We start from the raw sequence: 15449 nt of genomic DNA, 5'->3' as shown, positions 1-15449 counted from the left end.
TTTGTCAGGCCCGTCGAAGCCGGCGCTGACTATGCGTCCTCAAGGGCATCGATCTCGTCGATCAGCTTGTTCTCAATGACCCGTGCGATGCCTGCGACCGTGCCGCCCTCGAACAGGTCTCGAGGCATCAGCTCGATCTGGAAGCGGTTGATGAGCTTCGGGATCATCTGCATCGCCAGCAGCGAGTCGCCGCCGAGTTCGAAGAAGTCGTCCTCGGTGCCGACGCGGTCGAGATTCAAGGCGGTCGCCCAGAATTCAGCGATAACCTGCTCGATCTCGTTGCTCGGCTCCATGAATCGGGCGCTGATGTCCGGCCGCACGCGGCGCTGCCCTATCTCCTTTCGGCCGCCATCAGGGACGCCGCCGGCCGGTTCGTCCGCGGGCCCGCTCATGGCTCCCTCGGCCGACAGATGACCGAGCTTCCTGCTGAGATTTTTCGACACCACGACCTGGGACAGCCCGCTTTGCAGGATCCGCATCAAGGCGTCGATCGCTTCGTCGGTCGCCAAGCCGTCGCGCAAGCGAAGACTGCCCGAGCCCTTGAAGTCCTGCGCCAGGCGGGCCGCGATCCCGATCTCGCTCCAGATGTCCCAGTCGATCGACACGATCTTCGGCGGACGCTTCGCAGCACGGCGGCTGACGGCGAACGCGTCCAGGAAGGCATTGCCGGCCACGTAGTCGACCATGCCTACTCCGCCGGCCACGGCGCTGAGCGACGAGAACAGCACGACGAAATCCAGCGGCTCATCGCGGAGCAGCTCGTCGAGGATCAGCATCCCCGCGATCTTGGGCAGCAGCACGGTGAGCGCGTCCTCCCTCGTTCGCGAGACGATGATGTCGCGGCCAGGCAGGCCGGCGGCGTGGAACACGCCGTTGATCTGGCCACAGGCCCTGCGCGCGCCGTCGACGACGGCCCGCATGGCATTGCGATCAGCGACATCCGCCGTCCCAATGATCACAGTTGCGCCCTTCGCCTCGATCTGACGGATGCTGGCCAGGATCTGCGCCACTCGTGAGTCGCCCTCATCGGTTGCCAGGCAGCTGTCCCACTCCGCGCGCGGCGGCAATCGCGTGCGTCCGGTCAGGACGAGGCTGCCGGCCCCCATCTCCGCGAGCGCCGAGGCCACCGCGAGGCCAAGGTCGCCCAGCCCTCCCGTGATCAGATATGCACCGCCCGGGCGAATGATGGGCTTGTCCTGGTCCGGCGCCTTGAGCGCGATCTTTTCGAACGCGGTGGTCCACGTCCGGTCCTGTCGGTAGGCAAGCAGCGTCGGCGTGTCCTCGGCCGCGACGTCTCCGATCAGCCTGCTGACGACATCCTCGTCCTGGTCGCCGGGCAGCCTGCAGCTCTCTGGAACGTCGACGTAGAGACAGGAGATGGACTTGTGCTCGATCGGAGCAACCAGCCAGGGCCCCCGCACGATCGCCGCCGTGGGATCGACGATCTCGCCACCGACGACGTCGACGCTTCGAGCCGCGGCGATCGCGATCCGGATCCGTCGTCCCGACTGGCTCCGATCGATCCATTGGACCAGATACATCAAGCCGAAGAAATCCGCGTCGAGCACCGCATGGATATTGTCGAGATCGATACGCGGCGCGTCGAGGGACCAGAGATAGACGACACGCTGGGGCGCAAAGGAGCGCCCTTCGAGCTCGCTGAACAGCTTCTCGAATTGGTCCGGGGTGACGCCGGACAAGGATATCTCGTGGCCCGCAACACCGAAGTCGAGGCCGGACCTGACGACGACGACGTTTGCTCCGCGCCGGTTCAGATCGTCGACCACAGCACCGCTCAATCCATTGGCGCCGGCGAACACCAGCCAGTTCTGGCCGTCGAGCTGGACGTCGGCAGCCGAACGCCCTGCCGCGCTCGTGGATCGCCAATACGGGGCCAAGATGAAATCAGGCGCCTCGGATCGCGATTCGGACGGCCGAGGAGCGCTGGCACGCGCTGGCCGCTCGGATGCCAGAGTGATCTTGTGCAGGATCTCCTCGCCTTCGAACGGGTAGTTCGGCAAGGACACCTTGACCCGCCGCTCATCACGATACTGAGCGTCCCAGCGGATCGCGCATCCCGACATCCAGGCCTCGCCGAGCGCCTGATTGAACGATCTCACCTCTCCGGTGAGATCGCCCGGTGCCGGCATCGAGCTCAAGATCACGGCGCCGTCGGACTCGCGCAGGTTCTGCCGCGCCAGGCTCGACAGCGCGCGGCCCGGTCCGACTTCGATCAGAGCGCCCGGGCTGTTACCCAGGATCGTGCGCACGCCGTCGGAGAAGCGCACGGGCGCTCGCAACTGCTCGCCCCAATAGGCAGGATTCGTCGCCTGCTCCGCAGTGATCCACGTTCCGCTGACATTGGACACGTAGGGAATCCTCGGCGCACGGAGCGTGATCCCGCTCATGACGTCGACCAGTGGCTTCACCGCTCCGCTCATCATGGCCGAATGGAACGCATGCGAGGTGTGCAGCGCCGAGCACATCACGGCCCGCTCACGCAGCTTGGCCTCGAGCTCGGCGATCGCAGCTGCAGGCCCGGACACGACAACGGCGCCCGGCGCATTGATAGCGGCGACCGACACATTGTCTCCCAACAGCGGCAGGACGTCGTCCAACGCCATCGGCACGACGAGCATCTTTCCACCGGGCTGCTGCTGCATCAGACGCCCGCGCAACGCCACAGCCTTCAGCGCATCCTCGAGTGTCAACACACCGGCGATGCAGGCCGCGGCAAACTCTCCGACGCTGTGTCCGATCATGCCGGCCGGCTCGACCCCGCGCGAGCGCCACAGCGCCGCCATCGCATAGCTGACCGAGAAAATGGCCGGCTGCGCGAACTCGGTCGAGGTCAACCTCGCAGCGGCGTCATCACTAGCCCCGTTGCGCGGAAATACGATTTCACGCAGATCCGTCTCGATATGCTGCTTCAGACCATTGGCGCACTCGTCGAACGCGGAGCGGTAGGCCGGCTCCTCGAGATAGAGCGCCCGCCCCATGTTCAGCCGCTGCGTGCCCTGCCCCGGAAACATGAAGTACACCGAGCAGTTGTCGCTGGAGCCAATAACGCGCCCCGATGCCGAGCGCAGCGCTTCGATCGCCGAGGCGCCATCCTGGCACACGATGGCTCGTCGGACCTTGTGCAGGGGACGGCCAGTGGCGAGCGTGTGCGCGACGTCTGCAATCTCGATATCCCGCTCTGCCGACAGGTGGTCCTGCAGGCGACCCGTCAGGCGCGTCAGCGCCTGCTCGCTCTTTGCCGATATGGGCAGCACGTGCCAGGTCTTGCGCGAGGACGTCGGTCGGCGAAGCGGAGCCTCCTCGACGACGAGATGCGCATTGGTGCCGCCGATCCCGAAGGCGTTGACCCCGGCCAGCCGCGGCCTCTCGGACCGCGGCCAGTCTCGTAGCGAGTTGACCACGAAAAACGGCGTCTGCTCGAAATCGATCTGCGGGTTCGGCGCCTCGTAGTTGATGCTCGGGGGCAAGCATTCGTTCTCGAGCGCCAGGATGACCTTGATCAGCCCGGCGACGCCGGCTGCCGTGTTGAGATGTCCCAGGTTGGACTTGACCGAGCCGAGACCGCAGAAGCCGGTGTTCGCGCTCGAATTGCGGAACGCACGCGTAAGCGATGCGACTTCGATCGGGTCTCCGAGCGATGTCCCGGTGCCATGAGCCTCGACATAGCTGATCTCCGACGCGGGCACGCCGGCGACCGCATGCGCCTCCACGACGACCGACGCCTGACCTTCCAGGCTCGGCGCTGCAAACCCCACCTTTGACGAGCCATCATTGTTGATGGCCGATCCGCGGATGATGGCCCTGATATTGTCGCCATCGGCAAGTGCACGATCCAGCCGCTTCAACACGACGATGCCGACGCCGTCGCCGAACACGGTGCCGTTGGCACGGTGGTCAAACGGCCGGCAATGCCCGTCGGCCGACGTCATGCCGGGAGACACCATGTAGCCGAGCTTCATGAAGCTGCCCGGCGTTGCCGAAACGCCGCCCGCGAGCGCAGCCTCGCACTCCCCCGAGAGCAGGCTCTGACAGGCGAGATGGATGGCGACGAGCGAGGTGGAGCATGCGGTCTGCACACTCAAACTCGGTCCCCGCAGATCGAGCTTGTATGAGACGCGGGTCGACAAATAGTCCTTGTCGCCCCCGAGGAAGAACATCAGATCGGTCTCGAGCGACTCGAAGATGTCCTCGACGGATCCATGGGCTCCCGATAGCAGCCGGTTGCGAAGCGCGAGAAACTGATAGGCGTTCGGATTGACGCCGCCGAACACGCCGATATTGCCGTCGTAGCGCTTAGGATCGCAGCCTGCATCTTCCAGGGCATGCACAGCGCATTCGAGGAAGATCCGGTGCTGGGGATCGATATATTCGACCTCCTTCGCACTGATGTTGAAATAACGGGCATCGAATAGCGTTGCTCCCTCGATCGCGGGGAATGCCCTGACGTAGTTGGGATCGGCGATCCTGCCCGCACTCAGGCCGGCCTCCTTGAGGTCCTGCTCCGACACCTGCCTGATCGACTCGACGCCCTGCGTCAGGTTCGACCAATAGGTCGTGAGATCGGGCGCGCCGGGAAATCTTCCAGCCATGCCGATCACAGCGATGCTGTGTTCGTGGGCGTCCACCATCCTCGTCTCCCATTTCCCCGGGCCGATCCCGTCAATCGACCCAAAATGTCTAAACCTCGGCAAACACCTTCTTGTGCGCTCCTCCAAGATAGGCATGGAGAAGGACGTGCTGCGGGCCGAGCTGGAACTTTGATCGATAGGCGTCGAAATCGACTCCTCCCAGATGAGCCAGGCCGATGCCGCACACCGGCGCGGCATCGTCGAGCAGCTGGCACATCATCCCTGCTTCAAGGAACGCGAACCGGAGGCTCTCACCGCCATAGACGGGAGCGATCGCATCCTGGTCGCAGATCAGGAACAGCGAAAACGATGCCCGCTTGAACACCGGTCGATTGATCGGAAGGTGCAGCCCTGACGCCGATGGTTCATCCGGACTGATCAGCTCCAGGGCATGGCGATCGGGGTTGTAGTAATAGCTCCCGTTCGTGATGCCCTCGACGCCTCTGGCCTCCGTCATCCTACGAATGGCCAGATAGAGCTGTACGGGATACAGCCCGCCTGCGGAGGCGTAGCGATACTTGACCTTGTCGGTCGTGCCCCTGCTGCGAAGATGGCTCAAGAGGTCCGCGAGCGCGGCGGCATCGATCGGCGCATCCTCGAAATCGCGCGCGCTGCTGCGGCGGCGCAGCGCCGCATCGTCCGGCGCTGCGCCGGACAGCGCGATCGACGACAGCACGACCCCCGAACGGATTCCCGGCCGCCGGCTCTTGAACTCCTCACGCGCCACCTCCGACTGCAGCGAGGGCACAATCGGGTCGCGCTCGACGTGAGCGCGCCACGATTCTGGCGTCTGATAGATCCGCGTCAGGACCTGCCAGTTGTCCTCATGCTCGTCGGAAACCGGCTGGGTCCGCGACTGGTCCGATCCACGCCGCGCGAGTCGTTTCCTACGGTTTTCACCGCGCGACTGGCTGCGGTCGAGATTGCCGCCAGCGTCGGCGTTGCGGAAGAACTGGGCGAGCGTCGCAATCGTCGGCCGCTCGAAGAAGATCGCGGCCGGAACATCACGCTCGAACTTGGTCTGGAGAATTCTTCGGATCCGCATCAGCGAGATCGACTGGCCGCCAATCTCGAAGAAATTGTCATGCAGGCCGGGGCTCTCGATATCAAGCACTTCGGCCCATACGCCGGAGATGAAGCGTTCAATCTCGTCGCTCGGAGCCTCGGTCCCCTTGGCCGCGGACGGTGATGGAAGGACTTGAGGAAGCGCCATGCGGTCGACCTTTCCGTTCGACGAAAGCGGGAGCCTGTCCATGCGGACGAAGACGCTGGGGATCATGTAGTCGGGAATGCGATCCGCCAGCTGATCCCGCAGCGCCTCGACATCGAACTCCGGCGGCGAAACGACGTAGGCGACTAGGCGTTTTGCGCCGAACCGCTCCCCGACCATCACGACCACGGCGGCCCGCACCTCGGGACGATCGAGCAGCGCCTGCTCGATCTCGGACAGCTCGATCCGATACCCCTGCACCTTGACCTGCTGATCGCGCCGGCCGAGAAATTCGATCTCGCCATCCGGCCGGTAGCGAGCGCGATCGCCCGTACGGTACAAGCGCTGTCCGGTCTGAGGATGAACAAAGAAGCTCCGGGCCGTTCGTTCTTCATCGCGCCAATATCCGCGCGCAAGCCCGAGGCCTCCAATATAGAGGTCGCCCTCGACCCAGTCAGGACACGGCTCGAGATCGTCATTGAGGATCTCGTAGAACTGATTGGTCAGCGGATAGCCGTAGGGAATGCTGCTCCAATCAGACTGGATCTCGTCCACCCATTTGTAGTTCGACCAGATCGCCGCCTCGGTCGCACCGCCCATCGCCAGCACACCGAGCCCTTGCGCGACACGTCGCGCCTTGGCGGGCAGACCGAGCGGAATCCAATCGCCGCTCAGCATCGCGATCCGCAAGCTCGGAAGCGACACCTGCGTCTCGATCGCCTCTTCGACCAGAAGATCGAACAGCGCCGGAACCGAATTCCAGACCGTCACATTCCAGCGCCTGACCGCTGATGTCCACTTGCCCTGATCGGCCGTCTCTGCCAGGCCCGCGACGACGATCGCAGCGCCCGCCGACAGCGGGCCAAAAATGTCGTAGACCGAGAGATCGAAGCTCAGCGAGGAGAGCGCATACACCCGATCGCTGGCACCAAGCCGGCACCGTTCATTGATGTCGAGGACGGTGTTGACGGCCGCCTGATGGGTGATGACCACTCCCTTCGGCTGGCCGGTCGAGCCTGAGGTGTAGATCACATAGGCGATGTCGGATGGGTCGACCTCCGGTAGCCGATGGTCCAGCGCTGCAGCACCGTCGCTTTCGTTCGCCACGACGACGGGAGTCACCGCCTCCGGCCAGCCGATCGTCTCGGCAAGCCGCGGCTGCGTGAGGACGATGCTGACCTCGCCGTTGCCGAGCAGAAATTGCAGGCGCGCATCCGGCAGCCGGGCATCGATCGGAAGGTAGGCCCCTCCCGCCCGCAGCACGGCGAGGACCGCAACAACCTGCTCCCATCCCTTGTCCATCACGATGGCGACGAGCCGGTTCGGGCCCGCTCCCATCGCCACGAGCCGATTGGCCAACAGGCGAGACTGCAGCTCCAGCTCGGCGTAGCTCATCTCGCAATCATCCGCCAACAGTGCCGGCGCCTGCGGCGTCGACTTAGCGCGCGCGAGAAACTCGTGATGCAGGGCGCGCGGCAGAATCGCCTTTGAGGTGGCATTGACCCGCTTTCGGACCGCCGCCTGCTCGTCCGGCAGTTCCGGACGATCGGCATCCTGCCAACGGCGAGCATCTGCGGCGAGGCTGTTCAGCGACCTCAGATAGCTCTCGAACATCGCCTCCAGGACGCCGTCCGGCAACAGCGCGAACACCGCATCCCAAGCGACGTGCAGCCCATCCCTGCTTTCGGAGACCTGACAGTCGAGAATGACTTGCGGCGTCTGAGTCAGATTGAAGCTCACTTCCGACGCGCCGAGCAACTCTTTCATCTCGCCGTCCGGCTCGCCGGCACCCAGCAGGCTCGTGAACACGATCGGCATCAGGACAGGTTTCCCGGCCTGCTGCGACAACAGGCGCAGGACCTGAACGCCGCTGATGGCGCTATGGTCGAGATCCTGCCAGAGCCGGTCCTGCACGCGTCGTGCCCGCGACGCGAACGACATGGCAGACGCGAGATCGATGTCCAGCAGCGTCATCGACGTGAAGTCGCCGATCACGTCAGCGATGGCCGGATGCAGCGGCTTGCGATCGAACAGGATCAGATTGAGGGCGAAGCGCGACTGGCCGCTGAACTGCGCCAGGACATCGGCAAATCTGGTGAGCAGGACGACGGCCGGCGTCACGCCCGACTGCTTGGCTTGGCGCTGCAGCTCTTGCCATGCGCTCGCCGTCACCGTCCTGGACAACCGTCTGAACTCCGGCCGCTCGATGCGCCGGATATCCTGCGTCAGCGGGAGCGCGGGGGCCGGCGGAAAATCTGTCAGCCGCTGTTCCCAATAATGCCGCGCGCGCTCAGCGGCAGCTCCGCCCTCTTGACGCGCCAGGACATAGTCGCGGAAGGCGCAAGCCGGACGCACAACCTGCCTGGCCGGATCCTGGTAGAATTCCTTGAGGTCCCGATTGAAGATCGAGAAGCTCCAGGCATCTCCGATCAGGATGTCGAAGCTGACGAGGACGCGTGTCCTGCCTCCCGGCAGCACGGCTGCGCGGATCTCGAACAGCGGCCACCGCGAGACGTCAAACACCTGGTGGGACATCCGTCCGCGCAATGCGGACATGCGCTCCGCCGCCTCATCGGGCGTCAGCTCACGCAGATCTTCGATCCACACCTGATAGGGCGGGACCTCCGGCAGGACCTGCTGCTCTCCTGAGGAGAGGATGACCGCGCGCAGCATGTCATGTCGTTCGATGACCGATCTGACCGCCTGCGCGAACCGCAGAAGGTCGAGTTCGGCAGCATCGAACTCGTAATAGCTGTGAGCGCCGATATTGCCGAGCGGGAATGCGCTGCCGCGGCCGGCCCAATAGGCCTGCTGGATATCCGTCAGAGGGAAAGGTCGAAACCGGGCGTCTTCATCCGGGACCAGGAGCGTCGTCGGATCTGCGACCGCCGCTTGGCCCGCCAGTTGGTCGATGTGCTGCGCCAGCCTTTCGATGGTGGGCGCTTCGAACAGCTGACGGAGCGACAGGTCTACTCCCATCTCCGATCGAATCCTTTCGACGAGGCGAAGGGCCTGCAGCGAATGGCCGCCGAGCTGGAAGAAGTTGTCGCGAATGCCGGGCGCGCTCCGGTGCAGCACATGAGCCCAGATCTCCGCCAGCATTCGTTCGGTCGCGGTGCGCGCGGCCACCGGCGCGGCGGAGATCTCAGCGATGCCAGCAACATGGCGCGACAGCTTCAGCCGGTCGACCTTGCCATTTGCCGTGAGCGGCAGCCGGTCCAGAACCACGATCTCTCGCGGCATCATGTGCGGCGGCAGGCGAAGCGCAAGCCGATCCTGCAGCTCGCCTCGCTTCAAGCGAAGATCGCAGACGTCCTGCAGCCGCTTGACGTGGTGGAGATTGCCGAGGACGTCATCCTCGGGCACGCCGAAGTCGATCAGGCAAGCAATCTCGTTGACCCCGATTGCGTGCAGACGCTCGGCAAGATCGGCGCAGCTGGTTGGCGAGCCGAGCAGCGAAATCTGCCCGACATAGCGCTTCAGCAGTTCGTCGAGCATCAGCTCGGTGCCCACATCGCCTGCTTCGGCAGCAAGATTGCCAGTACCGAGCAGCCGCCGCCTCAGCTCCGCGTGCGAAGCCAGATATTTGCGCATCGGCTCTCGCGCGAGCGCAAGGGCCGTCTCATCACTGTCGGCCACCAGCGTATGGAGCATTACGGTGACAACGAACGTGGCCGGATCTAAACCTTTCGACCTCAGCGTGCCGCGATAACGCGCGATGTTGTCCGCCAGCTCTTCGATCGACTGGTTCAACAGACCGGTCAGGACGTTGAGACCGTTTTCCGCAGCGGTTTCGAAGCTTCGCGCCGAGCCTGATGTCGTCAACCATGCCGGCAGCTCGCGCTGGATGGGGCGCGGAAGCGTGCGCACCGCAACCGTCTGTCCTGCACCGTTGCAGCGCTCGACGGCGTCGCCCCGCCAGAGCCGGCGCACCTCGTCGATCATCGTCAGGGTCTGCGCCGCCCGCTCAGCATAGCGTCGGGGCGCAAACACGAAGTCGTCGGCCAACCACCCGGGCGCAAAGGCCACGCCCGCCCTGCCGCCGGACAGATTGTCGACGACCGCCCATTCCTCCGCCACCCTGAGCGGTTCGTGCAGCGGCAGCACGACGCTGCCTGCCCTCAGCTTCACGCGCGTGGTCGACGTGGCAATCGCAGCCGCGAGGAGCGATGGATTCGGATAGGCCGCGGCCACGTCAGTGAAGTGCCGCTCCGGCGTCCAGATCGCTGACAGCCCGAGCTGATCGGCGCGCCGCGCACTGTCGATATAGAGCCGATAGATGTCTGACGGATTGTCGTTGCCGCCGCCTTCGGCGAAGTAGAACAGACCAAACGGCAGGGCCGGCTCGGCCGTCGCGGGCCGCTGATGAGGAACGACATAGGCAACGAGACGCCGGTCCGCGTCCTCACCGCGCGCCACCACGACAGCCTGTGCCACGGCCTCATGGTCCGCGAGCGCGGCCTCGATCTCACCAAGCTCGACCCTGTAGCCGTGGACCTTGATCTGATGATCGACCCGCCCGAGATACTCCAGATGACCGTCGATACGATAACGCACCAGATCGCCCGTCCGGTATAGCCGCGTGCCGTCGCCGAACGGATCCGGCACGAATCGCCCGGCTGTCAGGTCGGGCCGGTGCCAATAGCCGCGGGCTAGGCCGGCGCCGGCGATGTAGAGCTCGCCGACGACACCGATCGGGACGACATTGTCATCCTCGTCCAGCACATAGATCGTCGTGTTTGCGATCGGACGACCGATGACGACGTCCTGCGCCGGATCCAGCCTGCAAACCGTCGACCAGATCGTCGTTTCGGTCGGGCCATACATGTTCCAGATCGAGGACGCCATCCGCGCAAGCTGCGCGGGAAGATCGACCGGCATCGCTTCGCCGCCGCACAGGCACTTCAGCGGCCGTGCCGGGCGAAAATTCGCCTCCGCAAGCAGACGCCAGGTGGACGGGGTGGCCTGGACGATGGTCGCCCCGGATTCGTCGAGGACGCGCGCCAATTCGACGCCATCGACGGCGACGCGCCGCGGAACGATCACCACGCACGCCCCTGTGGTCAGCGGCAGATAGATCTCGAGGGCAGCGATGTCGAACGAGATCGGCGTGACCGCAGCCAGAACATCGGCTGCATCGATCCCCGGAGCCTTCGCCATGTCGTCGAGGAAATTGACCACGGACGCATGCGTCACCAGCACGCCTTTCGGCGTCCCGGTGGACCCCGAGGTATAGATGACGTAGGCAAGATTGTCGGGAGATGGACCATGGCCGACGGGAGCCGTGGCCGGCCTCGACTCGATGTCCTTCCAATCGGCATCGATCCGCACGACATAACCGTCATGATCGGACCATGCGTCGACGAGGTCCGCGTGAGCAACCAGCACCGACGCCCCGACGTCGGACATCATGAAGGCCAGCCGCTCCTGCGGATAGCTCGGGTCCAGCGGCAGATAGGCCCCACCCGCCTTCAGGATGCCGAGCAGCCCAACCACCATGTCCAGACCACGCTCGACGCATAGTCCGACCACGACCTCCAGTCCAACTCCAATATCCCGGAGATGATGCGCCAGTTTGTTGGCGCGAGCATCCAGGTCGCGATAACTCAGACGCTGGTCCTCATGGACAATCGCGACCGCGTCCGGCGTCAGCTCCGCCTGACGCGCAACCAGCTCGTGGATGCACATATCGCGCGGCACTGCGACCGTCGTCGCGTTCCATTCCGCCACCAGCCGATGCCGCTCGGTGGCGGGCAGCATAGCCAGCTCGGACAACCGGCTATCGGGCGAGACGACGATCGCCTCGAGCAGCGCCTGGTAATGTCCAGCCAGCCGCTCGATCGTGGCGCGATCGAAAAGATCGCTCGCGTACTCGATCTGCCCTTCGAGCGCGTGATCCCCCGGCGTCATGTACAGCGAGAGATCGAACTTTGCGGCAGTCTTGACCTCCTCGTAACGCGTCAGCGTCAGTCCACCAAAGGTCTTGACCGGCAAAGCCGTTGGCTGAAGCGCAAACAAGACTTGAACGAGCGGATGCCGGCCCGGGTCGCGAGACGGCATCAGCTCTTCCACGAGCGTTGCGAACGGCAGTTCCTGGTGCTCATAGGCACCGAGAGCAATATCCTTGACCCGCTTCAGCAGATCTCGAACCGTCGGATCGCCCGACAGGTCCGTCCGCATCACCACCATGTTGACGAACAGCCCGATCAGTCCTTCGAACTCCCGGCGCGGTCGGCCCGCGATCGGTGTGCCGATCATGATGTCGAGCTGGCCGCTGTAGCGCTTCAGCAGGACCTGAAACGCTGCCAGCAGCACCATATATAAAGTCACCTGCTCGCGCCGCACGAACGCGCGCAACTTCTCTGTCAGGTCTGGCGCCAGCACAAAATGCAGTGCTGCCCCCGCGGAGCTTGTGGTTTTCGGCCTTGGCCGGTCGGTCGGAAGGTCGAGGGCCGCAGGCGCGTCCCGCAGCCGCATCCTCCAATAGTCGACATGCTTCTTGAGCGTCTCGTCATCCAGCGCGGTGCGCTGCCACTGCACGAAGTCGGCGAACTGGATCGCCGGCTCCGACAACGGCGACGGCTGCCGCTGGATGAACGCGTCATAGAGCGTCGCCAGCTCGCTGATCAGAAGTCCCATCGACAGGCCGTCGGACACGATGTGGTGCATCGTGACGATCACCAGATGCTCGCGGTCGCCGAGCCGGATGACCTTCACGCGCAGCAGCGGTCCCTGCGCCAGAACAAAAGGAGCGCGCGCCTCCTCCTCCATCAGGCGGCGACCAGCCTCCTGCCGCGCATCCGTCCCGAGGCCAGACAGATCAGCCATGTCGATGTGGAACGGTCCGGGCGCATCGACCATTTGCGCGCCTTCCCCGTCCACGATCTCGAACCGCGTCCGCAACGTCTCGTGCCGGCGCACGATCTCCTCGAGACACTGCCGCAACACCCCTGCGTCCAGCGTCCCGCTCAGCTCTGCTGCCGCACAGATGTTGTAGACCGCATCGTCTCCGAACAGCTGCTCGCCGAACAACAAAGGCTTCTGCGCAAAGGACAATGACAGACGTTCGCCGACGCGCCGACGCGCTGCTGGCTGGCTGGCTCGGCCGATGCCCTCCTGTTTCAGCAATCGTTCGAGAAGCCGCCGCCTGTCGTCGGACAGAGCACAAAAGTCATGCTGCTTATTCACGACGTTCCCCAGCTTCCAGGTGCTCGCCCAAGGCCAGCAGGCGGGACACTTCGTCATCCGAAAGGCCGGCGACCCGCTCGAACATCTCGTCGATGATGGCTGCCGATCGCGGTCGCGCGCGATTGATCACCTGCGCTGCCACCTGCTCCACCATGCTGCCGACAGTGCCGGCATCCAGCACTCTGGCCAGCTCGAGCCTGATGCCGAGGCTGTCCTCGATCCTGTTCTGGAGACGCGCGGCCATCAGCGAATCGACGCCGAGATCGTAGATCGATCGATCCTCATCGATGTGATCCGCCGGCATTCCGAGCAGCTCGGCGAGATGCGCCTTGAAGATGTGCCGAACCGCCTGCTCCACATCGCCGACATCGCTCAGGCGGATCTCCAGGCTATCAGCCTCGCTCTGTACCCGGCTGGTCGGAGATCGCCACTCTGCGACCACCGCAAGCTGTCCGGCGAGGAATTCTGCGCGGCATTGCTGGCGCCGGATCTTCCCGCTCGTGGTTCTCGGAATCCTGTTGCGCCTGACCAGCACAATGGCGTGCGGCTGCAGTCCGAAATCCCGGGACAGCACGCTCACGACAGCGTCGAAGTCAGCATCCGACGGCCTGCGTCCCACATCGTCCAGCTCGTAGGCAACGACCAGCCTTTCCTCGCGCTCCTCCTCGACCGAGAACACCGCGCCAAAGCCGGCCCGAAGCCAAGGGATCGCCGCCTCGAGGACATGTTCGATGTCATGCGGATGGAAGTTTACACCGCGAATGATCAGGAGATCCTTGTGCCGGCCCGTGACGAACAACTGACCGTGCCGCAGAAATCCGAGATCGCCGGTGCGCAGGAATTCCTCGTCCATGCCGAGCGGACGTACGCGAAACACCTCCCGGCTTTCGTCAGGACGATTCCAATATCCCCGGCCGACGCTCTCGCTCCGTAGCCAGATTTCGCCCACGACGCCGTCGGGACAGATCATCCTCGACGCGGGATCGACGATCAGCACGCGGTGACCAGCGAGCACGGCGCCCGCTCCAATCAACGCCACGCCCTCCGTGTCGCGAGCAGACTCTGCCGCGCGACCGATCTCCAGCGATGATCGATCGAAGCGCTGGGCGCTGCGATCGCTCCAGCCCTGTCCGCTGACCATCAACGTCGCCTCAGCCAGCCCGTAGCAGGGAAACATCGCCTCTCTGCGGAAGCCGACCCGACCGAAGGCGGCACAGAAGCCTTCGACCGTCTCTGCGCGGATTGGCTCGGCACCCGTGTAAGCGGTCCGCCACGACGACAGGTCGATCGATTGCAACGCGTCACCGGCGAGCTCACGCTGGCAATGCTCATATCCGAAGTTCGGCGCGCCGCTGATCGTGGCCGCGAATCTCGAGATTGTTTCCAGCCACCGGATCGGTCGACGCAGGAACGACGCCGCTGACATCAGGGTGACCGGAAATCCCGCATACAACGGCATCAGGATTCCGCCGATCAGACCCATGTCATGGAAGTGCGGCAGCCAACTCACACCCACGCTTCGTTCATTGACCTGAGATGCCGCCGCCATCAGGCCGATATTGTGCAGCAGGTTGCGGTGCGAGATCGCGACGCCCTTGGGCGAAGCCGTCGAACCCGACGTGTACTGAAGAAAGGCGAGGACATTCGGGTCGAGGTCAGGCTCGCGTCCCTGGTGGTCGCTCTCGAGCGCCTCGGGGAAAGACACGATGTCGAATGCGAGCCCTGCCTTGCCGCGCGTGAGCTCTCGGCGTACCCGCTCCGCCTCCGCGGCCCCCACCAGAATGACCGACGGACTGATGTCGGTCAGTGCTGCGCTCACGCGTCCAGCGCCACCAGCGAAGCTCGGAAGGCTGAGGGGGACCGCAATGGCTCCGCCGCGAAGGCAGCCATAGAACGCGGTGATGAAGTCGAGGCCGGGCGCAAAGATCAGTGGAATCGGCTGACCGGAGAGACCTCGCGATTCGACCCACCCGGCGATCCGGCGCGAACTCTCTTCAAGAGAGCGGTACGAGATCTCTCTGCACGTAGCGCCGTCATCGGACAGAAAGCGATAGGCGATGTGGTCTGGCTGATTGATCGAACGATCACGGACGAGATCATTGATGGTTCGAGACGTGGCGCCACGCAACATAACACCACCTACTTCCCCCCGCCGGATAACGACCAATGAAAATCCCGCAGCATTCACAGTCGTCTTATGAGAGGTATTTTCGCTAAGGTTGCAGCGGAGTCAATCGGATTTTTTCAAGAACTAATAGCTTTGCAGATCAATCGATCTCAAAACGAAACGATGGGCCGCCGGCTCCGTCGGCGAAATAACAACTCAACCTTTAATTGCCTGATGCAACTGAGAAAGATGACAGCACAGGCCGCTCGGCACGTGTCGCTTTGCAGACGGTTGC

Annotated in this window: 3 protein-coding genes; all 3 read right to left on the bottom strand. The window is 64.1% G+C overall.

Annotated elements, in window-relative coordinates; genetic code table 11:
• Positions 1-29: 29 nt before the first annotated feature.
• From QQL87_RS07795 to QQL87_RS07785, 3 genes are read right to left on the bottom strand one after another with little or no spacing between them, the layout of a single operon-like run.
• Positions 30-4745 (bottom strand): type I polyketide synthase, encoded by a 4716-nt coding sequence (locus QQL87_RS07795; protein ID WP_284417805.1) that lies wholly within the window; start codon positions 4743-4745, stop codon positions 30-32.
• Positions 4699-13104 carry a non-ribosomal peptide synthetase gene (locus tag QQL87_RS07790; RefSeq protein WP_284417804.1) on the bottom strand — a complete coding sequence of 2802 codons (8406 nt, stop codon included), beginning with the start codon at positions 13102-13104 and terminating at the stop codon, positions 4699-4701. The genes QQL87_RS07795 and QQL87_RS07790 overlap by 47 nt, the downstream gene beginning before the upstream one ends.
• On the bottom strand, positions 13040-15175 hold the full coding sequence (locus QQL87_RS07785) for an AMP-binding protein (RefSeq protein ID WP_284417803.1): 2136 nt from the start codon (positions 15173-15175) through the stop codon (positions 13040-13042). The genes QQL87_RS07790 and QQL87_RS07785 overlap by 65 nt, the downstream gene beginning before the upstream one ends.
• Positions 15176-15449: the final 274 nt, after the last annotated feature.

It is taken from the genome of Bradyrhizobium sp. SSBR45G, from assembly GCF_030159255.1.
GTDB lineage: Bacteria > Pseudomonadota > Alphaproteobacteria > Rhizobiales > Xanthobacteraceae > Bradyrhizobium.
This window is presented reverse-complemented; position numbering and strand designations above follow the sequence as displayed.